Raw genomic sequence first — 25766 nt, forward strand, 5'->3', positions numbered from 1 at the left:
CCGCCGGCCGGTGCGGGGCGTCACGACACGGCGCAGCGGACCGACCGACCTGTGCATCCTGCCACGTCGGCCGGGGCCGGGGCGCGGCATGATGCGGGCGTGACCGCGGCGGGGGACGGCGAGGCCCGCGCACGGCCAGGCGACGTCGTCCCGCTGCGGGTGGCGGCGCGCACCTGGTTCGCGATCTCGCTGCAGACCTTCGGCGGTCCGGCCGGGCAGATCGCGGTCATGCAGCGCACGTTGGTCGACGAGAAGCGGTGGATCGGGCAGCAGCGGTTCCTGTTCGCGCTGTCGTACTGCACCCTGCTGCCGGGCCCGGAGGCCCAGCAGCTGGCCACCTACGTCGGCTGGCTGCTCAACGGCGTCCGTGGCGCGCTCGTCGCCGGCGTGCTGTTCGTCCTGCCCGGGGTCGTGGCGCTGCTGGCGCTGTCGGCGGTCTACGTCGGCTACGGCGACACCACGGTGGTCGAGTCGCTGTTCCTCGGTCTCGCGCCCGCCGTGGTGGCGATCGTGGCGCAGGCCGTGTGGCGCGTCGGCCGCAAGGGCCTGACGCACCCCGGGCTCGTCGCGCTGGCCGTGGCGTCGTTCGTCGCGCTGGCGGTCTTCGCGGTGCCGTTCCCGGCGGTCGTCGCGGTCGGAGCGCTCGCCGGCTGGCTGCTCGGACGGCGCGTGCCCCGCCTGACCGCGTCGCGGGCGCCGTCCGTGGACGACGGCCCCGCGCCACTGGTGAGCGACGACGCGCTGCACAGCGAGCGGCCCTCGGCGCGGCGGGCGGGCGTCGTCCTCGCCGTGGGCCTCGGGCTGTGGGCGGCGCCGGTGCTGCTGGCCGCGCTGCTGTTGGGCGCCCACAGCGTGTACGTCGACCAGGGCCTGTTCTTCTCGGGCGCGGCCGTCGTCACGTTCGGGGGCGCCTACGCCGTGCTCGCCTTCGTCGCCCAGCAGGCGGTGAACACCTACGGCTGGCTCATGCCGGGCGAGATGGTGCGCGGGCTCGCGCTCGCCGAGTCGACGCCCGGCCCGCTGATCATGGTGGTGCAGTTCGTCGCCTTCGTCGGCGCCTACCGCGACCCGGGGCCGCTCGACCCGTGGGTCGCAGCGGTCGTCGCGTCGCTGCTCACGACCTGGGTGACGTTCGTGCCGTGCTTCCTGTTCATCCTGCTCGGCGCGCCCTACGTCGAGCGGCTGCGCGGCAACCGGTCGCTCGCCGCCGCGCTGAGCGGCATCACGGCGGCCGTCGTCGGCGTCATCGCGAGCCTCGCGCTCTTCTTCACCACCCACACCCTGTTCGACGAGACGACCACGCTCACCGACGGGCCGCTGCGCCTCGAGCTGCCGGTGCTCGGCTCGGTGCAGGCCGCGCCCCTCGCCATCACCGCGCTGGCCCTGCTGCTGGTCCTCCGGCTCGGGTGGAGCCCGCTGCGCACGCTCGGGCTGTGCGCCGCCGTGGGCGTCGTCGTCGGGCTGCTGGGCTAGGCCGACCGCTGCGCCAGGTCGCCGGCCCGACCCACGTGCTCGGCGATCCAGGTCATCAGCGGCAGCAGCCGCTCGACCAGCTCGACGCCGTCGGCGGTGAGGGAGTACTCGACGTGGGGCGGCACCACCGGGCGGGCCTCGCGGCGCACGAACCCGTCGTCCTCGAGCGTGCGCAGCACCTGGGCGAGCATCTTCTCGCTGACGCCCTGCACCCGGCGACGCAGCTCGCTCCAGCGCAGCGGCTCGCCGTCGGAGAGCGCGGTGAGCACGAGCGGCGCCCACTTGCCGGTGACGTGGGCGAGGACGACGCGGGTGGGGCAGTCGGCGGTGAACTGGCCGTCGGGAAAGAGACCGGCGAGGACGGGGATGGACGGCATGCCCCTACCTTACTTATTAGTGGGTACTGCAGATCGGAAAGCATCGAGCGTGCAGTGGGGTTAGGCGGGTGATCGGCCCCGACGTGGGGCCCGCACCCCAGGAGCTCTCCATGACCTACCTCGTCACAGGCACCAGCGGCCACCTCGGCCGGCTCGCCGTCCTCGCCCTGCTGGAGCGGGGCGTGGCACCGGGCGACGTCGTCGCGACCGCCCGCGATACCGGCGCGATCGCCGACCTCGCCGACCGCGGCGTGACCACCCGCCGGCTCGACTACGACGACGCCGCCTCGGTGGCCGACGCGCTGGAGGGCGTCGACCGCGTGCTGCTCGTCTCGGCCAGCGTGCCCGGGCAGCGCGTGGCCCAGCACCGCACCGTCATCGAGGCCGCGGCGGCGGCCGGCGTCGAGCTGCTCGCCTACACCAGCCTGCTGCGCGCCGACTCCTCCCCGCTCGGCCTCGCCGCCGAGCACGTCGCCACCGAGCGGCTGCTGGCCGAGAGCGGCGTCCCGCACGTGCTGCTGCGCAACGGCTGGTACCTGGAGAACTACACCGAGAACGCCGGCTCGGCGCTCGAGCACGGCGCGGTGCTCGGTGCCGCGGGTGAGGGCCGCATCTCGGCCGCCACCCGCGCCGACTACGCCGAGGCTGCCGCCGTCGCGCTCCTCGAGGGCACGCCGGGCGACGTCCACGAGCTCGCCGGCGACACCTCGTTCACCATGACCGAGTACGCCGCCGCGCTGGGCGAGGCCGCAGGCCGCGAGGTCGTCTACTCCGACCTGTCGCCGGCCGACTACGCCGCCGCCCTGCAGCAGGCGGGGCTGCCCGAGCCGGTCGCCGCGATGCTCGCCGACAGCGACGCCGGTGTCGCCGCGGGCGCGCTCGAGGACGACGGCCGCGCGCTGAGCACCCTCATCGGCCGCCCCACCACCCCGCTCGCGGACGCCGTCCGCCGGGCGCCGGCGCTGGTCGGCTGATCTACCCCCGGGCTCGGTCGTGCGACTGCGCAGCCGTGGACGGGGGGTTTCGCGGCAGATAGATCGGTACCAGGTCAACGTCCGGGGGTGTCTCGGACGTTGACTGACTACCGATCTACCCGGACCCGTCTCAGTGCCCGTGATCGACCCGCGTCTGGCGGAGAGGCACGGTTGCGGGGAATCGCACCCGCGGCGGCCGCGAGAAGTGGGACCGTCCACCCATGCAGTTCGCAACCAGGCTGGTCGTCGTGGTCCTCTCGATGCTGCTTGCCTCCACGGTGATGGCCTCGGGTAGTCAGGCACAGAGCGCCTACCGACGAGATGCGGAGGCGGTCGCGCAACGGATCGGCTGTCGGCTCACCGAGACCACCGTCGTCGCACCGTCGTTCGATGCTGCGGAGTGCCGGCTGCGTGGCAGGAAGGTCGTTGTCCTGACCTTCCGTGGTCCGAGGGAGCAGGCGGCCTGGCTGCGGATTGTGCGCGCATACGACGGCTTCTGCGTCGCGAGCAAGCGTGGCGTGATCGTTGAACCTGACAACGGCGGACGTGCTGTGGCGACGGTCGCCGCTCGTCGTCTCGCCGGTGGTCGCGTGGTCTGTGGCTGAGGCCCGCGCGTCCGCCGGGTAGATGGACACCTGGTCGACGTCCGAGTTGCAGCCGACGTCGACCAGGTGTCTATCTATCCCAGGTTCAGCGGTTCGCGAGGCCGTCGAGGCGCAGCTCGGTGGACTCGTCGCGGTGGGTGCCGGTGGTGCCGACGTGCTTGTCGCTGATGGTGGGGCCGTTCTTGATCACGTGCACGAGCGCCATCCCGTGGCCGCGGCCGAGTCCGAAGTCGTCAGCCAGCCAGGTGAGGATCTCGCCGGCCTTGGTCTCGGTGCCGTACCCGCGCTCGTGCGCGAGGTCGACCAGCTGCTGCGGGGTGTGGCCGGTCTTCTTCTCGGCGGCGTCGAGGTAGGCCTGGAACGACATCGGGTCTCCTGCGGGTGGTGGACCGGCCGGACGGCGTGGTCGGGTGAGCAGGTCGACCCGACACCCAGCCCGGAATCATCGACGTACCCACGGACGAGGCCCGCTCACCCCCAGGTCGTAGCCCGGCAAGGTGTCGTCCGACCCGGGGGAGGGGTCCTTACCGTCCACGTCCATGGACGTCGACGCGGTGGCTCGGGAGTTCGGGGTGGCGCGGCTGCACCCGTGGCAGCGCGAGGCGCTGACGGCGGTCGGCGAGGGCCGCGACACGGTGGTCCTGGCCCCCACCGGGTCGGGCAAGTCGTTGGTCTACCAGCTGGCCGGTCGGCTCGTGGAGGGCTGGACGCTGGTCGTCTCGCCGCTGCTCGCGCTGCAGGCCGACCAGCTCGCGCACCTCGACGGCGTCGACGGCGTCCGCGCGGCCCGGCTCAGCTCGCTCGAGGGCAGGCGGCGGCGGGCCGAGGTGCTCGACGCGGCCTCGCGGTGCGAGCTCGACTACGTCTTCCTCTCGCCCGAGCAGCTCGCCGACCCCGAGGTCGCCGAGCGGCTCGCGCTGTGCCCGCCGGCGCTGGTCGCGGTCGACGAGGCGCACTGCGTCTCGGAGTGGGGCCACGACTTCCGCCCCGACTACCTGCGCCTCGGACACCTGCTCTCCCGCCTGGACGACGGCCGCCGCGCCGCCCGGGTCGCCCTCACCGCCACCGCCGCGCCGCCGGTGCTCGAGTCGGTCGCCGACCGGCTGACGCTGCGCGACCCGCTGGTGGTGCGCGCCGACCTCGCGCGCCCCAACCTCGAGCTCGGCGTCGACCATGCCTCCGACGAGCGCCGCCAGCACGAGAAGGTGGTCGAGCTGGTCTGCGGGCGGCTCGCCGAGGGTGAGACCGGCATCGTCTACGTGCGCACTCGCCAGGACGCCGAGCACCTCGCCGAGGTGCTCTCCGAGCACTGCGCCGAGTCGGCCGCCTACCACGGCGGGCTCGCGCGCCGCCGCCGCGACGAGGTGCACGAGGCGTTCACCGCCGGCCGCCTCGGCGCGCTGGTGGCCACGTCCGCCTTCGGCATGGGCGTCGACCGGCCCGACGTCCGCTTCGTCGTGCACGCCGCCGCGCCCGCCTCGGTCGACACCTACTTCCAGGAGGCCGGCCGCGCCGGCCGCGACGGCGAGCCCGCGATGGTGCGGCTCGTGCACCGCCCGGAGGACCTTGCCCTCGGTCGCTTCTTCGCCTCCGGCGTGCCGCGCCGGCGCAACGTGGACGCCGTCCTCGCCGCCGTGCAGCGCACCGGCAGCCGCGATCCGCGCGAGGTCGCCGACGTCGCCGGCCTGGGCCGCGCCGCCGTCACCCGGGTGCTGAACCTGCTCGAGCTGGCCGGCCGGCCCGAGGCGAAGGCGCTGCTCGAGGTGGCCGAGGGGCGGCAGCGGCTCGAGCGCTCGCGGGTCGACATGATGCGCGAGTACGCCGAGACCGCCCGCTGCCGCTCGGCGTTCCTGCTCGGCTACTTCGGCGAGCCGGGCGAGGACTGCGGGCGCTGCGACAACTGCCGCTCGGGCTCGGCCGTCGAGGCCGCCGCCGGCGCCGACGACGAGCTCGTCCAGCAGCGGGTCGAGCACGAGGAGTTCGGCCCCGGCGTGGTCGTCGAGGCCGGCGACGAGCGGCTCACGGTGCTCTTCGACGACGCCGGCTACCGCCGTCTCGACCGCGCCGTCCTCGAGCGGAACGACCTGCTGCAGCAGACGGGCTGACCGGGTCCGGGCGCAGCCCCGGCGGCACCGCGTCAGGATCGCCCGGCGTCCCGTCAGGATGCCGTCAGTACCGGCACGGGCGGCTCCGTCGGGCCGCAGCATCGACGGGGTGAACATCACCGCCGACCTCGACGTCCTCCTCCGCTCCACCGACCGCGCCTTCCGCGAGGCGCTGCACGCCGTGCTCGACGACGACGTGCCGCGCGCCCGCGAGGTGCTGAGGGGCTCCGCCGGACGCCGCCGCCTGGCGGCCGCGGCCGCCGACGAGCTGCGGTCCCGGCCGTGGGTGCCGGCGCCGCAGCTGACCGAGCAGCTGCAGTTCGTCGACGACCTGCGCCGCATCGGCGACCTCGTCGACCACGTCGCACGGCACGTCGTGGCCGCCGAAGACCCCGTCGCGCTCACGCCGTCGCGACGTACCGAGGTGACCGTGCTGCTCGACGCCGGCGGACGTCGCCTGCGCCAGCTGCAGGCCGGCCCGTCGGGCCCCGCCCTCGACCCGGCCTACCGCGGCTGCGGCGCCGCGCTGTTCGAGGTCGCCGACCACGGCGGCCGTGACGCGTCGGCGGTGGTGGGCACCTGCGGCGCGCTCGCCGTCCTGCTGCTGCAGGCCTCGCGCCACGCGATGCGGGCGGCCTGACCCGCACCCGACGCCCCGGAAGGACACCGACAAGAAAGCCGCCGGCACCGTCAGGGAACCGTCAAGACGGCAGGTTCGGCGTCCGGGCGGACCTAGGAAGGAGGCATGACAGACCTCCTCTACGTCGTGGTGACGCTGGTCGCGTTCGCGGCGCTGGCCCTGCTGGCCGGCGCGCTCGACCGCGGTGAGCAGCGCTCCACCGACGCCGCCGACCGGTGAGCGCGCTCGGCCCGGCCCTCGGCCAGATCGCGGTGCTGGCCCTGCTGCTCGTGCTCACCGTGCCGCTGCTGGCCCGCTACCTCGCCCACACCTACACCAGCGAGCGCCACCTCGGCGTCGAGCGGGTCGCCTACCGCGTGCTGCGCGTGAACCCGGACGCCGACCAGCACTGGCGCACCTACGCGCTGTCGGTGCTCGGGTTCAGCCTGGTCGGCGTCCTCGCGCTCTACGCGCTCGGCCGGCTGCAGCAGCACCTGCCGCTCTCGCTCGGCTTCGGCGCGCTGCCGGCCGACGGGTCGTGGAACACCGCGGTCAGCTTCGTGACCAACACCAACTGGCAGTGGTACTCCGGCGAGGCCGCGCTCGGGCACCTGATGCAGATGAGCGGCCTGACGGTGCAGAACTTCGTCAGCGCCGCGGTCGGCATGGGCGTGGCCGCCGCGTTCGCCCGCGGCCTGGCCCGCACCGAGAGCCGCGGCCGCGTCGGCAACTTCTTCGCCGACCTGGTGCGCGGCGTCGTCCGCGTGCTGCTGCCGATCTCGCTCGTCGCCGCCTGCGTGTTGGTGCTGCTCGGCGTCGTGCAGAACCTCAGCGGCAGCCACCTGCTCGACACCCTCACCGGCGGCACCCAGACGCTCACCGGCGGCCCGGTGGCGAGCCAGGAGGCCATCAAGGAGCTCGGCACCAACGGCGGCGGGTTCTACAACGTGAACTCCGCGCACCCGTTCGAGAACCCCACCCCGTTCTCGAACCTGCTGCAGATGTACCTGATCCTGCTGGTCCCGTTCGCGATGGCCGGCGCGTTCGGCCACATCGTGCGCGACCGCCGCCAGGGGCTCGCGGTCGGCGGCGTCATGGCGCTGCTGCTCTCGGTGTCGGTCGCCCTGGTCACCTGGGCCGAGATGGCCGGCCCCGGCACCGCCCCGCAGCTGGCCGGCGGCGCGCTGGAGGGCAAGGAGGTGCGCTTCGGCGAGGCGGCGTCGGCCCTGTTCGGCGCCGTCACCACCGGGACGTCGACCGGTGCGGTCAACTCGATGCACGACTCCTTCACCGCGCCCGGTGGCGGCGTCGTGCTGTTCAACATGATGCTCGGCGAGATCGCGCCCGGCGGCGTCGGCTCGGGCCTCTACGGGATGCTGATGCTCGCCATCCTCACCGTGTTCCTGGCGGGCCTGATGGTGGGCCGCACGCCGGAGTACCTCGGCAAGAAGATCAGCCAGCGCGAGATGGTGCTGGTGGCCGCCTACGTGCTGGCCACCCCGGTGCTGCTCCTGGCCGGCGTCGCCGTGGCGGTCTCGTTCGACGACGGCCCGGCCGGCGTCCTCAACAGCGGCCCGCACGGCTTCACCGAGATGCTCTACGCCGTCACCTCGGCGGCCAACAACAACGGCTCCGCCTTCGGCGGCCTCACCTCCGGGACGCCGTTCTGGAACACGCTGCTGGGCCTCGAGATGCTGTTCGGCCGGTTCCTGCCGATGCTGTTCGTGCTCGCGCTGGCCGGCCGGTTCGCGGCCGCGCCACGGGTGCCCGCGGGGTCGGGCACGCTGCCCACGCACCGGCCCCTGTTCGTCGTCCTCCTCACCGGCGTGGCGCTCGTCGTCGTCGGTCTCACCTACGTGCCCGTGCTGCTGCTCGGGCCTGTCGTGGAGTCGCTCGCATGACCGTCACCCAGTCCGAGCCGGAGCCCCGGACCGGCGCCCAGGAGCCGGCGTCCCGCACCGGCGTGCTCACCGCCGCCCAGCTCGCCGAGGCGCTGCCCGGCGCGCTGCGCAAGCTCGACCCGCGCGCGCTGCTCGCCACGCCGGTGATGCTCGTGGTCGAGGTCGGCGCCGTGGTCACCACGGTGCTCTCGATCGCCGACCCCAGCACGCTGGGCTGGTTCGTCACCGTGTGGCTGTGGCTCACCGTCGTCTTCGGCACGCTCGCCGAGTCGGTGGCCGAGGGCCGCGGCAAGGCGCAGGCCGCCAGCCTGCGCGCCCTGCAGACCGAGACCTCGGCGCGGCGGCGGACGCCGTCCGGTGACGTCGAGGACGTGCCCAGCACCAGCCTGCACGTCGGCGACGTCGTGCTGGTCGCCGCCGGTGAGCGCATCCCCGGCGACGGCGAGGTCGTGCAGGGCGTCGCCTCGGTCGACGAGTCGGCGGTCACCGGCGAGTCGGCCCCCGTCATCCGCGAGTCGGGCGGCGACCGCAGCGCCGTCACCGGCGGGACCACCGTGCTCTCCGACGAGATCGTCGTGCGCATCACCAGCGAGCCGGGCCAGTCGTTCGTCGACCGCATGATCGCGCTGGTCGAGGGGTCGGAGCGGCAGCGCACCCCCAACGAGATCGCGCTCAACGTGCTGCTCTCGGCGCTCACCGTCGTCTTCGTCGTGGTGTGCGCGACGCTGTGGCCGATCGCCGATCACAACGGCGCCCGCCAGCCCGTGCTGGTGCTCGTGGCCCTGCTCGTGTGCCTGATCCCGACCACGATCGGAGCACTGCTCTCGGCCATCGGCATCGCCGGCATGGACCGTCTCGTGCGGCGCAACGTGCTCGCCATGTCGGGCCGCGCCGTCGAGGCCGCCGGCGACATCGACGTCCTGCTGCTCGACAAGACCGGCACCATCACGCTCGGCAACCGGCACGCCACCGAGCTGCTGCCCCTGGACGGCGTCACGCCCGACGAGCTGTCCGAGGCGGCGCTGCTGGCCTCGCTGGCCGACGAGACGCCCGAGGGGCGCAGCGTGGTCGAGTTGGTGCGGGGTGACGGCGGCCCTTCGACAGGCTCAGGGTCCGTGCCCGACGTGCCGCAGGGCGCGGTGCTGGTGGAGTTCAGCGCCACCACGCGGATGAGCGGCGTCGACCTGACCGGCCGCGAGATCCGCAAGGGCGCCGCGTCGGCGGTGACCGCCTGGGTCGGGCACGGCGACCCGCAGCTCGACGGCCTCGTCGAGCGGGTCGCGTCGTCCGGCGGCACGCCGCTCGTCGTCGCCGAGTCGGGCCGGCTGCTGGGCGTCATCCACCTCAAGGACGTCGTCAAGCCCGGCATGCGCGAGCGGTTCGACGAGATGCGCGCCATGGGCATCCGCACCGTGATGATCACCGGCGACAACGCGATCACCGCCCACGCCATCGCCGAGGAGGCCGGGGTGGACGACGTCCTCGCCGAGGCCACGCCCGAGGACAAGCTGGCGCTGATTCGCAAGGAGCAGACCGGCGGCCGGCTCGTCGCGATGTGCGGCGACGGCACCAACGACGCCCCCGCGCTGGCGCAGGCCGACGTCGGCGTGGCCATGAACACCGGCACGGTGGCGGCCAAGGAGGCCGGCAACATGGTCGACCTCGACTCCGACCCCACCAAGCTCATCGACGTCGTCGAGATCGGCAAGCAGCTGCTCATCACCCGCGGGGCGCTGACCACCTTCTCGGTGGCCAACGACGTCGCGAAGTACTTCGCGATCCTGCCGGCGATGTTCGTGGTGGCCTTCCCCGACCTCGACGTGCTCAACGTGATGCGGCTGAGCTCGCCGGAGTCGGCGATTGTCAGCGCGGTCGTCTTCAACGCCCTGGTGATCGTGGCGCTGATCCCGCTGGCCCTGCGCGGCGTGCGCTACACGCCCGCCTCCGCGGCCTCGCTGCTGCGGCGCAACCTGCTCATCTACGGCGTCGGCGGGCTCGTCGCGCCGTTCGTCGGCATCAAGCTGCTCGACCTCGTGATCTCACTGGTCCCGGGTCTGTGACGAAGGAGGAGAACCGATGACGATGCTCTACGACCTCTGGCGCCAGAGCCTGGCCGGCCTGCGGCTGCTGGTGGCGCTCACCCTGCTGCTCGGGCTGGCCTACCCTCTGGTCGTGCTCGGTTTCGGCCAGGTCGCCGCGCCGTGGCAGGCCCGCGGCTCGCTCGTCACCGCCGACGGCAGCCACACCACCGACCCCAACGCGGCCGTCGGCTCGGCGCTGCTCGGCCAGGTGGTCGACGACCCCGACCTGTTCCAGGACCGCCCGTCGGCGGCCGGCGACGGCTACGACACGCTCTCGACGTACGGCTCGAACTACGGACCCGAGGAGCCGGCGCTGGTCGAGCAGATCGAGCAGCGCAGGGCCGAGGTGGCCGAGCGCGAGGGCGTCGCCGAGAGCCAGGTGCCGCCGGACGCCGTGACCGCGTCGGGCTCGGGCCTCGACCCCGACATCTCGGTGGCCTACGCCGACCTGCAGGTGCCCCGCGTCGCGGCCGCGAACGGCCTGTCGGAGCAGCAGGTCGCCGACCTCGTCGAGGAGCACACCAGCGGCCGCACCTGGGGCACGCTCGGCGAGCCGCGGGTCAACGTGCTGCTGCTCAACCTCGCCGTCCGGCAGGCCGTCGAGGGCGGCTGAGGTGACCGAGAGGGGGACGCCGGGCAGACCGGGCACGCCGCGCCGGCGCGGCCGGCTGACGGTCTACCTCGGCGCCGCCCCCGGCGTCGGCAAGACCTACGCGATGCTCGGCGAGGCGCGCCGGCGGGTCGAGCGCGGCACCGACGTCGTCGTCGGCGTGGTCGAGACCCACGGCCGGGCCCTCACCGAAGCGCAGCTCGACGGTCTCGAGACCGTGCCGCGGCGCCACCTCGAGCACCGCGGCACCACCTTCACCGAGATGGACCTGGACGCCGTGCTCGAGCGCGCGCCGTCCGTGGTGCTGGTCGACGAGCTGGCCCACACCAACGTGCCCGGCAGCCGTCACGAGAAGCGGGCCGACGACGTCGCCGAGCTGCTCGCGGCGGGCGTCGACGTCGTCACCACGGTCAACATCCAGCACCTGGAGTCGCTCAACGACGAGGTCGAGCGCATCACCGGCGTGCGGCAGCGCGAGACCGTGCGCGACGAGGTGGTGCGCGCCGCCGACCAGATCCAGCTGGTCGACATGAGCCCCGAGGCGCTGCGCCGCCGCATGGCGCACGGCAACATCTACCGGCCGGAGAACGTCGAGGCCTCGCTCACCTCCTACTTCCGGGTCGGCAACCTCACCGCGCTGCGTGAGCTGGCCCTGCTGTGGCTGGCCGACCGCGTCGACGACCAGCTCGACGACTACCGGCGCGCCCACCGCATCCAGGAGAGCTGGCCGGCCAAGGAGCGCATCGTCGTCGCCGTCACCGGCGGGCCCGAGAGCGAGACCCTCGTCCGCCGCGGCGCCCGGCTGGCCAAGCGGGCCGCCGGGGCCGAGCTGCTCGCCGTGCACGTGGTCGCCACCGACGGCCTCGGCGTCACCGACGAGCGGCGCGTCGAGCAGGTGCAGCGGCTGGTGGCCGACCTCGACGGCACCTTCCACTCCGTGGTGGGGGAGGACCGTGCCGCCGCGGTGGTCGACTTCGCGGCCGGGGTCAACGCCACGATGGTGGTCGTCGGCGTCTCGCGGCGGGGCCGGCTGCGGCGGCTGTTCGCCGAGTCGACGGGCGACCGCATCGCCTCGCTGGCCGGGGCGATCGACGTCCACCTGGTCACGCACGAGCAGGCGTCGCGGGCCGTCATCGGCCGCCACGCGCTCTCGCCGCTCTCGCGGCCGCGGCAGGTCGCCGGCTGGGTGGGCGCGGTGGCGCTGCCGCTCCTGCTGGCGGGCGTGCTGCACGAGTTCACCGAGACCGACGACCTCGCGCTGGCCACCCTGGCGCTGCTGGCGTGCACCGTGCTGGTCGCGCTCGTCGGCGGCCTGCTGCCGGCGCTGCTCGGCGCGGTGGTCGGCTTCATGGCCCTCAACTACTGGTTCACGCCGCCCACGGGCACGCTGACGGTCTCCGAGCCGCGCAACGTGCTGGCGCTGCTGGTCTTCGTCGGCGTCGCGGCGGCGGTGGCCACCGTCGTCGACCGGGCCTCGCGGCGGGCGGGCGAGGCGCTGCGGGCGCGGGCCGAGGCCGCCACCATCGGCGGGCTGTCGCGCTCGGTGCTGACCGGGCAGGACACCGCGGACGCCGTCGTCCAGCGGGTGCGCGAGACCTTCGGCCAGCGCGCGGTCTCGCTGCTCACCCGCACCGACCGCGGCTGGGACGTCACCGCCGCGGCGGGCGAGCCCTGCGCGACGCGACCCGACGAGGGCGACACCCGCGTCACCGTCGATGACGACCACGTGCTCGCGCTGTGCGGCGACCCGCTGCACGCCTCCGACCAGAGGGTGCTCGAGGCCTTCGCCATCCAGATGAGCCTGGTGCTGGAGTACCGGCGGCTGCGCGAGCGCGAGCTGCGGGCGGCCAGCCTCGAGCTCGCGGAGGCCACCTCGACGGCGCTGCTGCGCGCGGTCTCGCACGACCTGCGCACGCCGCTGGCCACGATGCGCGCCTCGGTCGACGGGCTGCTGCTGCCCGGCGTCCCGGACGACGAGCGCGCCGAGCTGCTGCAGACCGTCGACGCCTCCGCGGGTCAGCTCGAGCGGCTGATCGACGACCTGCTCGACCTGTCGCGGCTCGAGAGCGGGCTGGTGCACCCGGCGCTGCGGCCGCACTCCCTCGACGAGGTGCTGCCGGTGGCGGTCAGCGGGCAGCCGCCCGGGGCGGTCTCGCTGGAGGTCGACGAGAGCGTGCCGCTGGTGCGCACCGACCCCGGGCTGCTCGAGCGGGTCGTGGCCAACCTGGTCGGCAACGCCGTGCGGCACGCCGGCGGCGAGCCGGTGCGGGTGCTGGCGCACGTGCTGCCCGACACGGTCGAGGTGATGGTGGTCGACCGTGGCCCCGGCGTCTCCGCCGGCGTGCGCGAGTCGATGTTCGAGCCGTTCCAGCGGCTGGGCGACACCACGCCCGGCGGGCTCGGCCTCGGGCTCGCCGTCGCCCGCGGCCTCACCTCCGCCCTCGGCGGCACGCTGACCGCCGACGACACCCCCGGCGGCGGCCTGACGATGGTGGTGAGCCTGCCGCGCGCCGACGCCGCCGAGCCGGCGGCGGCGTCGTGAGCGAGCCCGCGCACCGCGTGCTGGTCGTCGACGACGAGCCCGCGCTGGCCCGGGCGCTCGCCATCAACCTGCGCGCCCACGGGTGGGACGTGCTCGTCGCCCACGACGGGCGCGGCGCGCTCGACGCCGCCGTCACCGGGCATCCCGACGTCGTCGTCCTCGACCTCGGCCTGCCCGACCTCGACGGGCTCGAGGTGATCGAGGGCCTGCGCGGCTGGACGACGGTGCCGATCGTGGTGCTCTCCGCGCGCCAGCACGGGGAGGACAAGATCGAGGCGCTCGACCGCGGCGCCGACGACTACGTGACCAAGCCGTTCGCCATCGACGAGCTGATGGCGCGCCTGCGCGCGGCCGTGCGCCGCAGCACCGCCGCGGCCCCGACCGTGGCCCAGGTGGTGGCCGGCGACCTCGTCGTCGACCTCGGCCGCAAGCGCGTCTCGCGGCGCGGGGACGACGTCCGGCTGACCCCCACGGAGTGGTCGTTCCTCGAGCTGCTGGCCCGCCACGCCGGCAAGCTGGTGCCGCGCGAGCAGATCCTGCGCGAGGTGTGGGGCTTCGGCTACGACGACGCCTTCCACTACCTGCGCCTCTACGCCGCCCAGCTGCGTCGCAAGCTCGAGGACGACCCCTCGCACCCGCGCCACATCGTGACGACCGCCGGGCTCGGCTACACGCTCGAGACCGGCTGAGGCGGGTCACCTAGCCGAGCAGGGCGCGCAGCACGACGGCCAGCGTGGTCGAGAAGGCGGCGGCGGTCGCGACGAGCCAGACGCCGTCGGTCGGCGGCGGGAGGTCTCGGGGAGATCGGTGCATCACGTGACCACGGTGCGGCCGGTGCCGGGCCGCTCGGTGCCGTCCCGACGCGATCCTGACGGTGCCCACCGGCATCCATACGGATCACCCCGCACGGCGTCAGGATCTCGTCAGGATCCGTCGCCGACCCTTGAGCGGCGGCCCCGGGCGAGCCTGGATGGAGGCATGTCGACGCCACCGTGGGCCACCGGAGCAACGGGCCGGACGCCGTCCGCTCGGCTGCTCGGCGTCGCCGGGCTGCTCGCGCCGCCCGCGGTCGCCGGGCTGCTCTACCTCGTCCGCGACCGGGTCTCGGAGGTCAACGCCGTCCTGGTGCTCGGCCTGGTGGTGGTCGCCGTGGCGGCGGGCGGGTCGCGGGTGGCCGGCGTGCTCACGGCGGTGTCGTCGGCGGCCTGGTTCGAGTTCTTCTTCCTGCCGCCGCGGCTGACCTTCGCCATCGACCGGAGCGACGACGTCGAGACCGCCGTGCTGCTCGTGCTGGTGGGGCTCGCGGTCACCGAGATCGTGCTGTGGGGACGCCGGCAGCAGGCCGCGGCCAGCCGGCACGAGGGGTACCTCGGCGGCATCGTGAGCGCCGCCGGGATGGTGGCCGACGGTGCCGCGACCCCGCAGGAGGGCGTGGCCTTCGTGGCCGCCCAGGTGCGCGAGGTGCTCGGCGTCGACGACTGCACGTGGGCCGAGGGTGCGCCCGGCGGCGGGCGGCCGCGGCTGGAGCGCGACGGGTCGGTCACGCGCGACGGCGGGCGGCTCGACGTCGACCGCTCCGGCCTGCCGACCAACGACGTCGTCGAGCTGCCGGTGGCGCGGCACGGCGTCGTGCTGGGGCGGTTCGTGCTGGCCGCGGCCACGCGCACCGCCTGGCCCACCCTCGAGCAGCGCCTGGTGGCGGTGGCGTTGGCCGACCAGGCGGCCGCCGCCCTCACGCCACTGTCGGCCGGACCGCCACCGCGGGCGCCGGGCGGGTGGCCACGGACCCCTCGGGGGCACGGGTAGCGTCGTGACGTGGTCGAGCTCGAGCCGGTGCTGGTCGACCACCGCGAGCGTCGCAGCGGCATCCCGCAGGCGCTGAGCGACGCCGGGCTCGACGTCCGGCTCGCCGACCTGCCGGTGGGCGACTACGTGCTCGGCCCCGGGCTCGCCGTGGAGCGCAAGGGCCCGACCGACCTCGGGTCGTCGATCCGCAGCGGGCGGCTGTTCGACCAGGCGGTGCGGCTGCAGTCGGCCTTCCCGCAGGCGGTGCTGGTGGTCGAGGGCGAGCCGCGCGGCATCGCCGAGGACGCCTGGCGCGGCGCGGTGTGCCGGCTGGTCGAGGACGGCGTCACGGTGCTGCACAGCCTCGACGTCGACGACAGCGCCGCCTGGCTCGTGCGGCTGGCCAAGCGGGCCCGGCGTCCGGCGCCGACCGTGCTCACCGAAGGACCGCGGCGGGCGCCACGGCACCCGTCGGGCCAGGCCGAGACGATGCTCTCGACGGTGCCGGGGGTGAGCCCGACCATGGCCCGCAGCCTGCTCGCCGCCTACGGCAGCCTCGCCGCCGTCGCGGACGCCGCCCCCGACGGCCTGCGCACCCACCCCGGCATCGGCCGGGTGCGTGCCGCCCGCCTCGACGACGCCCTCAACGGCGCCTTCGTCGCGCCGGCCGACCGCGAGCCGGAGCCGGAGCGCACTCCCCGCGGCCCCCGACCCCTCCGCCGGTGGGTGCTCACCGGGGTCGAGCCGGAGTCCTTCGACCGGCGCGCCATCGCCCTGCGCGCCCTGCGCTCCGCCGACCCCGGCACCACCCTCGTCGACGGCCTCACCGGCGAGGTCGTCGCCTCCGCCTGATCCGATCACGGACCCTGAGCTCGTCGAAGGGACGTCGGTCGCGGACGTCGAGCATGGAGGGCCAGAGGTCTCGAGGCTCGTCGCCAGGGCTCCTCGCACCTCGACCACCATCAGGAGCGCACGGTGGTCGAGGTGCGAGGCCGGCCACGGCCGAGCCTCGAGACCCCGGGAGGGCCGACGCCAACCCGGCCGACGGACCTACTGGCTGCCCGACTGCACCTGGTCGCCCCAGACGGCGCGGGCGCCGGACTCGCCGACGCGGTAGATCTGCACCGACGCGGCGAGGGCGGCGATCACGGCGAGGACGGCGACGCCGGTGGTGAGGGCGCGGGGGGAGACCCGGCCCGACGAGCCGCCGCCGTCGGCGTCCGCGGCCCGCCGCCGGCGGCGGTCGAGCAGCACCAGCGCGAGCGAGAGCACCAGCAGCGGGACGGCGAACCAGATGAGCTGGTCGCCGAGCTCGGCGTGCTCGCCGGGGTCGCCCACGCGCTCCTCCAGCGCCTCACCACTGCTGGTCGCGATCGGTACGAGCACGGTCGCCACCGCCGCGCAGGCCACGACCAGCGGGCCGAAGCGGGCCCGCCAGGCCGGGACGACGGCGATCGCGAGCGTGCCGAGGCAGGCCAGGGGGAGCAGCACGACCACGGCGTGCACCACGAGGGGGTGCACGGGCAGGCCGTCGACGAGGTCGAACACGGAGATCTCCTTCAGCTGGGTGGGGCGGGTCAGTGGGAGGGGACGGGGGTGCGCTCGAGACGCAGCGCAAGCACGGGGCACATCGCGACGGCACGGCGGGCCGGTCGCACGAGGTCGGCCGGGACGTCGCCGTCCGCGAGCACCGGGAACCCGTGCTCGTCGAGGCCGATGCGCTCGGGCAGCAGCCGGGCGCACAGGCCGTGGCCGTCGCAGCGGGTCCAGTCGATCTCGAGCCTCATCGGGCCGCCTCCGGTCGGGTCGTGGGGCGGGGCAGGGGCAGCGGCAGGGGCAGGACGCCGCGCACCGGCCGACCGCAGTGGCCGTGCGTCCGGTGCCGCTCGACCTCGTCGCCGAGCGCGTCGAGGGCGGTGGCCACGAAGCGGGCGGCGCCGTCGGGGTGCGCGCAGGCGCCACGCCCGGGCAGCAGCCCGGCCCGCTGCCGCGCGTGGGCCAGCACCGGCTGCCCGGCGAGCAGGCCGTCGAGGGTGGCGGCGAGCCCCGGCAGCCCAAACACGCACGGTCCGCACTGGCCGGCCGACTCCGCCGCCAGCCACCGCGCGACGGCCGCGACCTCGCCGAGGGCGCAGGTCGCGTGCGGCAGCCGCGCCAGCACGCCCGCGTTGAGCGGCACCCCGGCCGCCCGCATCGCGGGCCGGCTCAGCGTCAGCGACCCGGGACCGGCGAGCCAGGTGCCGTGGTAGCCGCCCACCAGCACCGGCCCGGGGCCCCCGCCGACGAGTGCCGCGAGCGGCAGTCCGGTCGGCACCTCGACGACGCCGGGGCGGTGCACGTCGCCGACCAGCGTGACGAGCGTCGTCCCGGGCTCGTCGGCGGCGCCGACGGAGGCGAACCGGTCGGGTCCGAGGCACAGCACGAGCGCGACCTGCGCGAAGGTCTCGGCGTTGGAGGCGAAGGTGGGCCGGCCGTCGACCCCGTCGACCGTCGGCAGGGTGCGTCGTCCGGGCGGCAGCGCCGGCCCTCCCGACGCCGCCCGGACGACGGCCCGCACCTCGCCGGCCACGAACCCGTGCGGCCTCAGCTGCAGGCGCACGTCGTGGGCGTCGTCCCGCTCGGCGACCGCGGCCCGCAGCGCGTGGTGGGCGGCGGCGTCCTGGACGACGACGGTGACCTGCCGCGTGTCGAGCGCGGCCGCGACGGCGAGCGCGCCGTCGAGCACGAGGTGCGGCGCGAGCTGCATCAGCGTGCGGTCCTTGAGGCTGGCCGGCTCGCCCTCGGAGCCGTTGACCAGCACGTGCGTCCGCGGCCCGGTGGCGACGGCCCCCAGCTTGGTCGCCACCGGGAACGCGGCGCCCCCGCGCCCGAGGAGGGCGACCCGCGCGAGCGCGGCGGTCGTCGAGGCGGCGTCGAGCCGCGCCGGGCGGCCGTGGGTCGCCCGGTGGTGCGCCAGGTCGACGCGGCCGGCGGCGGTGCCGGCCAGCAGCCGCGCCTCGCCCCAGGTCGCGGCCGCCGGACCCGGGCGGACGTCGTGCACGGTGCTCATCGCACGCCCCCGCCCACGAGCTGCGCCTCGCGGCGCGCGCGGGTCAGCGGCCGCCGGTGCGCGACCTCGGCGCCGGCCAGCCGGGCCACGACGCCGCCGGCGACCACGACCACGGCCAGCCCGTAGACCACCCAGGCCCAGCCACGGTCGGTGTCGGTGCCGGCGAGCAGGCCGTGCCCGACGCCGAGGCCCCAGGCGCCGTACGCGGCGACGTGGACGCCGCGCCACGCGGCCGCCGCCCGGGCGCTGCCGGCCAGGCGGCCCCGCAGCGCGCCGGTCAGCGCGACCACCACGAACCCGTAGGCCGCCAGCGTGCCGAGGCCGAGCGCGAACCCGCGGTAGCCCGCGGTGAACGGCATCAACGCCCCACCGAGGCTCACGTCGACGTGCGCGTCGGCGACCAGCAGCGTGGCGTGCAGGCCGAGCAGGGCGAGGGTGAGCACCGCGGCCGAGCGGTGCACGAGCTGGAGGACGGCGCGTCCGTCGCGGCGCGAGGCCGAGCCGGCCGCGCCGAGCGCGACGGCCACCGAGGCCGCCAGCAGCGCGACGAGACCGGCCGCGCGGGCCAGGAACCAGAGCGTCATGCCGCCACCCCCTCGTCGGGACCCGTCGGCCAGGCGGCGGTGGTGACGATGCGGCCGGCGCCGTCGACCAGCCGCGCCGGGTGCCCGGCCAGCCGGTCGAGCGCCGCGGTGCCCCACACGAGCGCCGCCGTGCTGAGCGCGTTCGCCGTCACGCAGGTCGGCGCCACCACGGACGCCGTCCGCCAGGGTCCGCGGGTCGGCTCGCCGGTGCCTGGGTCGACGACGTGGTGGGCCTCGCCCACGACCCCGCCGACCCCGCCGACCCCGTCGACCCGGCCGGCGACGGGCCAGCGCCGGCCCGTCGTCGAGGAGGTGGCCAGGCCGCCACGACGGAGCGTGACCACCTGACCGTGGCGGGGGTCGTCGTCCGCGGCCTCGCCGACGAGCACGGGCCAGCCGTGCTCGCCGCCGGCCACGGCGACGTCGCCGCCGAGGGCCACCAGCGCCGGGCACCCGAGCTCGCGGGCCACGCGGGAGGCGGCCTCGTCGGCCGTCCAGGCCTTGGCGGTGGCGCCGAGGTCGAGGGCCAGGCCGGTGGCGAGACCGAGCCGCCCGAGGTCGCGGTCGACCCGCACCGCGCGCCAGCTCGGCGCGCTCGGCGCGGGGCGGTGGACGGCGCCGCGGGCCCGCACGGTGTCGATGTCGGCGTCGTAGCCGGCCGCCACGACGTGCGCGCCGACCGTGGGGTCGCACGCCCCGTCGGTGCGCCGGGCGGCGTCGAGCGCGACCTCGACCAGCTCGAGGGTCAGCGGCCGCACCGGCACCAGGCGGCCGGCCGCGGCGTTGACCCGGCTGAGGTCGCTCGTGGCGTCGAACCGGCTGGCGGAGCGGGCGACGTCGTCCATGAGGGCGCGCACGGTGCGCTCGACCCGCTCGGCCAGGGGGCCCGGGGGACGCGCCGCGGCGGGGCGGTCGTCGGCGACGACGACCCGCACCTCGCACGACCAGTCGCGCCAGCGCAGCGTGCTCACGACGCGTGGCTCCCGGCCACGGGGGCGCCCGAGCCGCCGTCGACCTGGTAGCCCGAGCCGGTCGAGCCCGAGCCGGTGGAGGACCCGTCGCTGGTCGGGCCGTCGCTCGAGGTGGCCTGGGTCGTGTGCGACGCGACGACGGTCAGCAGACCGGTCGACGACGCGGCGGCGACGACGAGGCCGGCGGTGGCGACACGGGCCCGGCGGAGGAGTCGCTGGGTGGCTGGCTGCATGGGGCGAGCGTCGTCCGGCCGGGCCTAGGCCCCACCCAACGGACCCTCAAATCGAGGTCAAATGCCGCTGTGCGGGAGATGTCAGGCGGTGCCGAGCCCGAGCCGGACGACGGTCCACCCGTCGTCGCGACCGACCACCAGGTCGCCGCCCGAGGCGCGGGCGCAGGCCCGGGCGATGTCGAGCCCGAGCCCCGACGACCCGCCGTCGCTGCGGCCGCGCCCGACGGCTTCGGCGGCGAACCCGGGGCCGCCGTCGCGCACCTCCACCACCACGAGCCCCTCGCGCTGCTCGGCCACGACCGCGATCGGCGTCCGGTCGGGCGTGTGGGCGATGCAGTTCTCGAGCAGCGCGTCGAGGGCGGCGCGCAGGTCGTCGGCGGCGCAGCGCACGTTGGGCAGGTCGTCGCCGACCTCGACGGTCGTCGCGCGGCCCTGGTCCTCGACGAGCGGCTGCCAGTACGCCGCCGCCTCGGCCACCACGGGCCCCGGCGCGCAGCGCGCCCGCGCCCCCTCGCGGTCGGTGCGCCGCGCCTGGTGGATGACGGCCGTCAGCGTGCGCTCGAGGGTGTCGACCCGGTCGGTCAGCTCGGCGCGCGCCGGCCCCGGCGGCAGCGACTCGACGTCGAGGCGCAGCGCCGTCAGCGGCGTGCGCAGCCGGTGCGAGAGGTCGGCCGCGGTCTCGCGCTCGGCGGCGAGCAGCTCGTCGATGCGGCCGGCCAGCCCGTTGAGGGCGTGCGCGACGCGCTGCACCTCGGGCGGTCCGGCCTCGGGCACCCGGGCGACGGCGTCCCCCGCGGCGATGGTGTCGGCGAGGTCGGCGGTGCGGTCGAGGTCGAGCACCAGGCGCCGCGCGACGATCTCGGCGGCCAGGCCCACCAGCGCGAGGACGACGAGCGCGGCCAGCCCCAGCGGCAGCAGCCGCGACCCCACCGTCTCGCGCACCTGGGCGTCGGCGGCGTAGGCCAGCACCGTGGTCGGGCCGCCCTCGGTGCGCACCACCACCCGCACGAGGTGACCGCCGTCGACGGCGTCGACGTCGGGTGAGCTCTGGCTGGCGAAGGGTCCGTCGCGGTCGCCGTCCCCGTCGCCGTCGCCGTCACCGTCCGGGCCGGGGCGCAGCTGGGCGTCGGCGCCGGGCAGGTCGGGTCCGTAGCGGCGGCCGTCGGGGGTGACCACGGCGACCGGCGGCGCGTCGTCCCGGCCGTTGACCCGCTCGACGTAGGCCTGCAGGTCGGTGCGCAGACCGGCGGCGGAGAGGTAGTCGGCGACGCCGCGCGCGCTCTCGGTGGCCGACTGCTCGACGTCGTCGGCGGCCACGCTCTGCTCGAGCAGCCACAGCGGCACCGCCACCAGCAGCAGCACCGCAGCGGCCGCGCCGAGGGCGAGCAGCCGGATGCGCGCCCGCAGGCTCACGCGTCCTCCGGCGCGAGCAGCTTCACGCCCACGCCCCGCACGCTGTGCAGGTAGCGCGGCGCGGCGGCCGTCTCGCCGAGCTTGCGCCGCAGCCACGACAGGTGCACGTCGACGGTGCGGTCGGCGCCACCCCACGGCTGCTGCCACACCTCGGCCAGCAGCTGCCGCTTCGAGACCACCTGGCCGGGCCGGGAGGCCAGGGCGAGCAGCAGGTCGAACTCCTTGCGGTTGAGCTCGACCGGGGCGTCGTCGAGGGTCACGGTGCGGGCCACCTCGTCGACGACGAGGCCGCCGACGACGATCCGGCGCTCCTCGGGCGCGGCGGGGATGGCGCGCCGCAGCACCGCCCGCACCCGCGCCATGGCCTGCGCCGCCGAGAACGGCTTGACGAGGTAGTCGTCGGCGCCGGCGTCGAGCAGGCGCACGACGTCGCGGTCGTGGTCGCGCGCGGTGGCGATCACCACCGGCAGGTCGCTCTGCGCCCGGATCAGCGCGAGCACGTCGGCGCCGTCCAGGTCGGGCAGCCCGAGGTCGAGCATCACCGCGTCGGGCCGCTCGGTGGCCAGCGCCTTGATCGCCTCGACCGCGGTCGCCGCGACCGACACGGTGGCGCCCTGCTCGGTCAGGCCGCGGGCGAGGCTGCGGCGGATGACCTCGTCGTCCTCGACCACCAGCAGGTGCACCACGGGGCGAGCGTAGGCCGCGGCGGGCCCCGGCGTCCGTCCCGCGGGTGAGGCGGTGCCGCGGCGCGCGCTGCGACGCTGCCGGGATGGCCGTCCTCGACCGCGACGCCGACATCGTGGTGACGGCCGCGCCCGGCACCGGCAGCACCGCGCTGCTGGCCGCGCTCGTCGAGCAGCGGCACGTCGTCCAGGTGCCCGACCCGGAGCGGGCGCGGGCAGCCGGCGTCGACGCCAAGCACGGCACGGTCACCCAGCTCGTCGCCGCCGGGCTGCTCGACGACGACCCCGACCTGCGCGTGGTCACCACGACGCGCAACCCGTTCGACTTCTACGTCGCCGAGTACGAGCGCACCCGCACCCGCTGGGTGCACGAGCTGCGCGAGCCGGACTCCTGGCTGCACCACACCCCCGGCGCCCTCGACCAGCTCGTGGACGCCGTCACCCTCGACTTCGACCAGTGGCTCACCGTCGCCGTCGGCGACCCCGACCGCCCCCGCCGCATCAACCCCGGCCACGTCACCGAGGCGCACGTCGTGCTGCGGATGGAGGCGATGGAGGACGACCTGCGCGACCTCGTCGGCCTCGACCTCGCCGTCGCGCCCACCAACGTCACCGACCGCGACCGCGCCTACTGGCGCCGCTACTCCGTCGCCGGACGCCGCCTCGTCGAGCGGGCGCACGCCGAGGACCTGGAGCGGTTCGGCTACCGGTTCTAGGGCCCGGGAGCGGTCAGCGCCGGGCGTCCAGCTCGTCGAGGACCCGGTGGCCGCGGTCGATCACCGCGGTGACGGCCGCCTCGGCTGCCTCGGTCGCACCGGTCGCACCGGTCGCTCTGTCCCGGGCCAGGCCGATGCGCCACTCCAGCTGCAGGAGGGCCTGCGTGGCGGCCAGACCCGCAGCCCACTCGGCGCCGACGAGCTGCAGCACCGTCGTCCACAGCCGGGCGCGGACGTCGTCCAGCGGCTCGTCGAAGGTGTGCCACAGCAGGGTCACGAGGTCGGTCGCCCGGGTGCCGCGGCCGGCGTTGCCGATGTCGACGAGCGCCACGACGTCGCCGTCCCGCGTCAGCACGTTCCCCGGGTTCAGGTCGGCGTGGACCATGTCGGGGGCCGCCACCGGCGGCTCCAGGGCGGCGCCCGCCGCCTGCGCGCGCGAGACCAGGCCGGCCGCGGCGGGGGAGTGGCCGGTGCACGCGGCTCCGACCGGCTCGCGTCCGGTGACGACCCGCCAGGCGTAGGTCCAGTGGTCGGGGGGCTCGCCGGCCTGCCCCGCCTGCAGCTCGTTGATGGTCACGAGCTGCTCCACGAGGGACGGCGTCAGCCGCGTCGCGGGCTGCGCGTCGACATGGTCGACCAGCTGCCACACGTGCGTGGGGGTCGCGCCGACGCCGAGCCACGCCGGGGTCGGGTAGCCGCGCGCCCGCATGTGCTCGACCACCCGCCGGGCCCGCAGCGCCTCGGCGAGCTGGTGCGAGCCCGTCCGCGGCGTCGTCTTGAGCACGGCGTCCGGGCGTCCGGCGACCCGCACGCGCACGACGCCGCCGTTGGCGCCACCCGCGAGCCGACCGACGACGGTGACCTCGCCGTCGACCGCGCGGGCCACGTCGTCCAGCACGTCGTCCGGCAGCACACCCCGCAGCATGCCCGAGACGGGCTCGGCGTCCGGTGCGGCGCCGACCGGGGTCGTCGCTCAGCGCGACGCGACGCCCGGGGTCGCCGGGAGCGTCGCCCACCCGCGCAGGATGCGGGTGTCGCGGCGCCGGGCGCCGGGCTCGAGGCTCAGGTCCGGGAAGCGGTCGAACAGGTGCCGCAGGCCGACCTCGCCCTCCATGCGGGCGAGCGCCGCGCCGAGGCAGTAGTGGCGGCCGTTCGAGAACGAGACGTGGTCGCCGGCGTTGGGCCGGGTGACGTCGAAGGTGCCGGGGTCGGCGAAGGCCTTCGGGTCGCGGTTGGCGCCGGCGAGCAGGGCGGTGACGACCGACCCGCGCCGCACCTCGACGCCGAGGACGTCGGTGTCGCGCACCGCGGTGCGGCCGGTGAGGAGCACGGGCGGGTCGAGCCGGAGCACCTCCTCGACCGCGTTCGGCCACCGCTCGGGGTCCTCCCGCAGCAGGGCGAGCTGGTCGGGGTGGTCGTGCAGCAGCGCGATGCCGTTGCCGAGCAGGTTGACGGTGGTCTCGAAGCCGGCCGCCAGCACGAGACCCGCGGTCGAGCGCAGCTCGGCGTCGGTGAGGGCGGTGCCGTCGTCGTCCCGGGCGGCGACGAGCGCGCTGAGCAGGTCGCTCCCGGGATCGCGGCGCTTGCGCTCGAGGTGGGTGGTCAGCCACGCGTCGAACTGCGACAGGGTGGCCTCGACCTCGCGGAACTGCGTCCAGCGGAGGCCGAGGTCGAGGCTCGGGGCGGCGGCGTTGCCGAACGAGCGCACCGTCGCGCGCTCGTCGGTGGGCACGCCGAGGATCTCGGCGATGACGGTCACCGGCAGCAGCGAGCAGTAGGCCTCGACGAGGTCGACGCGCCCGGACGCCGCGGCGAGCGCGTCGAGCAGCTCGTCGGCGATCTGCTCGGTGCGCACCCGTAGCGCCTGCACGGCCCTGACGCTGAAGACCCGCGTGACCAGCTTGCGCATGCGCGTGTGGTCGGGCGGCTCGGTGACCAGCAGCGACGGCGTGGTGAGCGGACCGAGCGGCGCTCCGGACGCCGCCCACGTCGCCATGCGGCCGAGCAGCCCGGGGGCGTTGGCCAGGTCGACGCCGGCCCGCAGGTCGGGGCTCGACAGCGTGGCGCGCACGGCCTCGTGGTCGGCGGTGACGAAGGCGTGGCGCGAGCGCTGCAGGGGCCCGGCGGCCCGGATCTGGTCGAACAGCTGGTGCGGCACCTCGCCCCGGGCGGCCTGCCCGACGACCAGCTGGGCCTGCAGGTCGCCCTGCCGGGCGGCTCGGGCCATCGCCAGCTTCGGGACCCCGTGCTGCAGGCCCCAGCGCACCGGTCGGCGCAGGTCGGGGCGGCTCGGCCCGGTTCGGCTCACGGCGTCTCCTCCGTCGGTTCGATACCGACCAGTATGCGATACCGAGCGGTATCCTGTGACCCGTGACCAGCACGGCCGCCCAGCCCCGGGGACGTCGACCGCGGCGCGACGAGGTGCGACGGGCCCTGCTCGACGCCGCCGCGCACGAGTTCGCCCGGCGCGGCATCGACGGCGCCAGCGTCGACGACGTCGCGGCCGCCGCCGGTTTCACCAAGGGTGCGGTCTACTCGCACTTCGGCAGCAAGGACGGTCTCGTCGACGCCTTGGTCGAGGACCGGACGACGGCCTACCTCGAGGCCGGGCTGACGGCGGTCGACGGGCTCGAGGGCGCGCTCGACGTGCGGGCCCGGGCGCTCGGCGACCGGCTCAGCGCGGTCGGCACCGAGCAGGGCGACTGGCACCTGCTGTTCTTCGAGCTGTGGCAGCGGGCGGTGCGCGCCGCCGAGCCCGGCGGCGTCCTGGGCCGGCAGCGCGACGCCCTGCGCGCCGCCGTCGCCGACGCGATCAGCGAGCACGCCGAGAGCGCCGGCGCGACCCTCCCGCTCCCCGCCGCCGACCTCGCCCTGGTCGTGATGGCGCTGACCAACGGCCTCGCCGTCGAGCGCCTGGTCGGTCCGGACGACGTGGCGCCCGACCTCATGGGTCGGGTCCTCGCGCTGCTCGTGCAGCAGCCCGGTGACGCGTCGCGGTCCTGACGGGCACGGCCGAGGGGCCCCGACCGGCCCACGGCGCCTAGG

At 75.8% G+C, this 25766-nt stretch carries 26 protein-coding genes; 14 read left to right on the forward strand and 12 right to left on the reverse strand.

What is annotated here, in order from left to right; genetic code table 11:
- Positions 1-99 precede the first annotated feature (99 nt).
- A complete protein-coding gene (gene chrA, locus ABEA04_RS04725; protein ID WP_345455040.1) occupies positions 100-1473 on the forward strand; it encodes a chromate efflux transporter in 1374 nt (457 codons plus the stop codon).
- Here the strand turns inward: chrA and ABEA04_RS04730 are convergent.
- A complete protein-coding gene (locus tag ABEA04_RS04730) occupies positions 1470-1850 on the reverse strand; it encodes a winged helix-turn-helix transcriptional regulator (protein ID WP_345455042.1) in 381 nt (126 codons plus the stop codon). The two genes, chrA and ABEA04_RS04730, sit on opposite strands and share 4 nt — an antisense overlap.
- 110 nt (positions 1851-1960) lie before the next feature.
- On the opposite strand from ABEA04_RS04730, the gene ABEA04_RS04735 reads away from it, so the two are divergent.
- Both ABEA04_RS04735 and ABEA04_RS04740 read left to right on the forward strand, forming a co-directional pair.
- Entirely contained in the window at positions 1961-2824 is an 864-nt protein-coding gene (locus ABEA04_RS04735) for an SDR family oxidoreductase (protein WP_345455044.1), read from the forward strand.
- Positions 2825-3045: 221 nt separating this feature from the next.
- Positions 3046-3429, forward strand: a complete 384-nt coding sequence (locus tag ABEA04_RS04740) for a hypothetical protein (RefSeq protein WP_345455046.1) — start codon at positions 3046-3048, stop codon at positions 3427-3429.
- Between the two features lie 85 nt (positions 3430-3514).
- Here the strand turns inward: ABEA04_RS04740 and ABEA04_RS04745 are convergent, their stop codons facing one another.
- The gene (locus ABEA04_RS04745; RefSeq protein WP_345455048.1) at positions 3515-3796 is read right to left on the reverse strand and encodes a DUF4287 domain-containing protein; all 282 of its coding nucleotides are present in this window, start codon (positions 3794-3796) and stop codon (positions 3515-3517) included.
- A gap of 172 nt (positions 3797-3968) precedes the next feature.
- On the opposite strand from ABEA04_RS04745, the gene ABEA04_RS04750 reads away from it, so the two are divergent.
- The 9 genes from ABEA04_RS04750 to ABEA04_RS04790 all read left to right on the forward strand — a co-directional run bounded on the left by ABEA04_RS04750 (position 3969) and on the right by ABEA04_RS04790 (position 15924).
- Positions 3969-5534 carry a RecQ family ATP-dependent DNA helicase gene (locus tag ABEA04_RS04750; RefSeq protein WP_345455050.1) on the forward strand — a complete coding sequence of 522 codons (1566 nt, stop codon included), beginning with the start codon at positions 3969-3971 and terminating at the stop codon, positions 5532-5534.
- Between the two features lie 109 nt (positions 5535-5643).
- Entirely contained in the window at positions 5644-6174 is a 531-nt protein-coding gene (locus ABEA04_RS04755) for a hypothetical protein (protein ID WP_345455052.1), read from the forward strand.
- 215 nt (positions 6175-6389) lie between these two features.
- Entirely contained in the window at positions 6390-8054 is a 1665-nt protein-coding gene (gene kdpA, locus ABEA04_RS04760; RefSeq protein ID WP_345455054.1) for a potassium-transporting ATPase subunit KdpA, read from the forward strand.
- Positions 8051-10114 (forward strand): potassium-transporting ATPase subunit KdpB, encoded by a 2064-nt coding sequence (gene kdpB / locus ABEA04_RS04765; protein WP_345455056.1) that lies wholly within the window; start codon positions 8051-8053, stop codon positions 10112-10114. The genes kdpA and kdpB overlap by 4 nt, the downstream gene beginning before the upstream one ends.
- A 16-nt stretch (positions 10115-10130) precedes the next feature.
- Positions 10131-10748, forward strand: coding sequence for a potassium-transporting ATPase subunit KdpC (gene kdpC, locus ABEA04_RS04770; RefSeq protein ID WP_345455058.1), 618 nt, complete (start codon positions 10131-10133; stop codon positions 10746-10748).
- 1 nt (position 10749) lies between these two features.
- Positions 10750-13287: a DUF4118 domain-containing protein gene (locus ABEA04_RS04775; RefSeq protein WP_345455060.1), complete on the forward strand. Its 2538-nt coding sequence runs from the start codon at positions 10750-10752 to the stop codon at positions 13285-13287.
- A complete protein-coding gene (locus tag ABEA04_RS04780; RefSeq protein ID WP_345455062.1) occupies positions 13284-13976 on the forward strand; it encodes a response regulator transcription factor in 693 nt (230 codons plus the stop codon). The genes ABEA04_RS04775 and ABEA04_RS04780 overlap by 4 nt, the downstream gene beginning before the upstream one ends.
- Before the next feature lie 289 nt (positions 13977-14265).
- The gene (locus tag ABEA04_RS04785; RefSeq protein WP_345455064.1) at positions 14266-15093 is read left to right on the forward strand and encodes a DUF4118 domain-containing protein; all 828 of its coding nucleotides are present in this window, start codon (positions 14266-14268) and stop codon (positions 15091-15093) included.
- A gap of 9 nt (positions 15094-15102) precedes the next feature.
- Entirely contained in the window at positions 15103-15924 is an 822-nt protein-coding gene (locus tag ABEA04_RS04790) for an ERCC4 domain-containing protein (RefSeq protein WP_345455066.1), read from the forward strand.
- 198 nt (positions 15925-16122) lie between these two features.
- Here ABEA04_RS04790 and ABEA04_RS04795 read toward each other — a convergent pair whose 3' ends face one another.
- From ABEA04_RS04795 to ABEA04_RS04830, 8 genes are all read right to left on the reverse strand, one after another.
- Positions 16123-16620 carry a DUF2231 domain-containing protein gene (locus tag ABEA04_RS04795; protein ID WP_345455068.1) on the reverse strand — a complete coding sequence of 166 codons (498 nt, stop codon included), beginning with the start codon at positions 16618-16620 and terminating at the stop codon, positions 16123-16125.
- A 29-nt stretch (positions 16621-16649) separates the two neighbouring features.
- Positions 16650-16859, reverse strand: coding sequence for a ferredoxin (locus tag ABEA04_RS04800; RefSeq protein WP_345455070.1), 210 nt, complete (start codon positions 16857-16859; stop codon positions 16650-16652).
- Positions 16856-18121, reverse strand: a complete 1266-nt coding sequence (locus ABEA04_RS04805; RefSeq protein ID WP_345455072.1) for an NADH-ubiquinone oxidoreductase-F iron-sulfur binding region domain-containing protein — start codon at positions 18119-18121, stop codon at positions 16856-16858. The genes ABEA04_RS04800 and ABEA04_RS04805 overlap by 4 nt, the downstream gene beginning before the upstream one ends.
- Positions 18118-18705, reverse strand: a complete 588-nt coding sequence (locus ABEA04_RS04810) for a hypothetical protein (RefSeq protein ID WP_345455074.1) — start codon at positions 18703-18705, stop codon at positions 18118-18120. Before ABEA04_RS04810 ends, ABEA04_RS04805 begins: the two co-directional genes overlap by 4 nt.
- Positions 18702-19676: an FAD:protein FMN transferase gene (locus tag ABEA04_RS04815; protein WP_345455076.1), complete on the reverse strand. Its 975-nt coding sequence runs from the start codon at positions 19674-19676 to the stop codon at positions 18702-18704. The genes ABEA04_RS04810 and ABEA04_RS04815 overlap by 4 nt, the downstream gene beginning before the upstream one ends.
- Positions 19673-19909 carry a hypothetical protein gene (locus ABEA04_RS04820; RefSeq protein WP_345455078.1) on the reverse strand — a complete coding sequence of 79 codons (237 nt, stop codon included), beginning with the start codon at positions 19907-19909 and terminating at the stop codon, positions 19673-19675. The genes ABEA04_RS04815 and ABEA04_RS04820 overlap by 4 nt, the downstream gene beginning before the upstream one ends.
- Positions 19910-19990: 81 nt before the next feature.
- Positions 19991-21322 carry a HAMP domain-containing sensor histidine kinase gene (locus ABEA04_RS04825; RefSeq protein ID WP_345455080.1) on the reverse strand — a complete coding sequence of 444 codons (1332 nt, stop codon included), beginning with the start codon at positions 21320-21322 and terminating at the stop codon, positions 19991-19993.
- On the reverse strand, positions 21319-22008 hold the full coding sequence (locus tag ABEA04_RS04830; RefSeq protein WP_345455082.1) for a response regulator transcription factor: 690 nt from the start codon (positions 22006-22008) through the stop codon (positions 21319-21321). Before ABEA04_RS04830 ends, ABEA04_RS04825 begins: the two co-directional genes overlap by 4 nt.
- An 83-nt stretch (positions 22009-22091) precedes the next feature.
- On the opposite strand from ABEA04_RS04830, the gene ABEA04_RS04835 reads away from it, so the two are divergent.
- Complete coding sequence (locus ABEA04_RS04835) at positions 22092-22721, forward strand: SGNH/GDSL hydrolase family protein (RefSeq protein ID WP_345455084.1); 630 nt, start codon at positions 22092-22094, stop codon at positions 22719-22721.
- A gap of 13 nt (positions 22722-22734) precedes the next feature.
- Here the strand turns inward: ABEA04_RS04835 and ABEA04_RS04840 are convergent, their stop codons facing one another.
- Positions 22735-23646, reverse strand: coding sequence for a phosphotransferase (locus tag ABEA04_RS04840; protein ID WP_345455086.1), 912 nt, complete (start codon positions 23644-23646; stop codon positions 22735-22737).
- 48 nt (positions 23647-23694) lie between these two features.
- The gene (locus ABEA04_RS04845; protein WP_345455088.1) at positions 23695-25029 is read right to left on the reverse strand and encodes a cytochrome P450; all 1335 of its coding nucleotides are present in this window, start codon (positions 25027-25029) and stop codon (positions 23695-23697) included.
- Between the two features lie 62 nt (positions 25030-25091).
- Here ABEA04_RS04845 and ABEA04_RS04850 point away from each other — a divergent pair, with 62 nt between their 5' ends.
- Positions 25092-25724 carry a TetR/AcrR family transcriptional regulator gene (locus tag ABEA04_RS04850; RefSeq protein WP_345455090.1) on the forward strand — a complete coding sequence of 211 codons (633 nt, stop codon included), beginning with the start codon at positions 25092-25094 and terminating at the stop codon, positions 25722-25724.
- Positions 25725-25766 lie beyond the last annotated feature (42 nt).

Source organism: Nocardioides marinquilinus (assembly GCF_039543705.1).
Lineage (GTDB): Bacteria > Actinomycetota > Actinomycetes > Propionibacteriales > Nocardioidaceae > Nocardioides > Nocardioides marinquilinus.

Bases quoted from the DNA above. Each gene is read 5' to 3' on its own strand.
- ABEA04_RS04730 (WP_345455042.1), bottom strand. From the start codon at position 1,850: ATGCCGTCCATCCCCGTCCTCGCCGGTCTCTTTCCCGACGGCCAGTTC.
- ABEA04_RS04735 (WP_345455044.1), top strand. From the start codon at position 1,961: ATGACCTACCTCGTCACAGGCACCAGCGGCCACCTCGGCCGGCTCGCC.
- ABEA04_RS04740 (WP_345455046.1), top strand. From the start codon at position 3,046: ATGCAGTTCGCAACCAGGCTGGTCGTCGTGGTCCTCTCGATGCTGCTT.
- ABEA04_RS04745 (WP_345455048.1), bottom strand. From the start codon at position 3,796: ATGTCGTTCCAGGCCTACCTCGACGCCGCCGAGAAGAAGACCGGCCAC.
- ABEA04_RS04750 (WP_345455050.1), top strand. From the start codon at position 3,969: ATGGACGTCGACGCGGTGGCTCGGGAGTTCGGGGTGGCGCGGCTGCAC.
- kdpB (WP_345455056.1), top strand. From the start codon at position 8,051: ATGACCGTCACCCAGTCCGAGCCGGAGCCCCGGACCGGCGCCCAGGAG.
- kdpC (WP_345455058.1), top strand. From the start codon at position 10,131: ATGACGATGCTCTACGACCTCTGGCGCCAGAGCCTGGCCGGCCTGCGG.
- ABEA04_RS04785 (WP_345455064.1), top strand. From the start codon at position 14,266: ATGTCGACGCCACCGTGGGCCACCGGAGCAACGGGCCGGACGCCGTCC.
- ABEA04_RS04800 (WP_345455070.1), bottom strand. From the start codon at position 16,859: ATGAGGCTCGAGATCGACTGGACCCGCTGCGACGGCCACGGCCTGTGC.
- ABEA04_RS04805 (WP_345455072.1), bottom strand. From the start codon at position 18,121: ATGAGCACCGTGCACGACGTCCGCCCGGGTCCGGCGGCCGCGACCTGG.
- ABEA04_RS04810 (WP_345455074.1), bottom strand. From the start codon at position 18,705: ATGACGCTCTGGTTCCTGGCCCGCGCGGCCGGTCTCGTCGCGCTGCTG.
- ABEA04_RS04820 (WP_345455078.1), bottom strand. From the start codon at position 19,909: ATGCAGCCAGCCACCCAGCGACTCCTCCGCCGGGCCCGTGTCGCCACC.
- ABEA04_RS04835 (WP_345455084.1), top strand. From the start codon at position 22,092: ATGGCCGTCCTCGACCGCGACGCCGACATCGTGGTGACGGCCGCGCCC.
- ABEA04_RS04840 (WP_345455086.1), bottom strand. From the start codon at position 23,646: ATGCTGCGGGGTGTGCTGCCGGACGACGTGCTGGACGACGTGGCCCGC.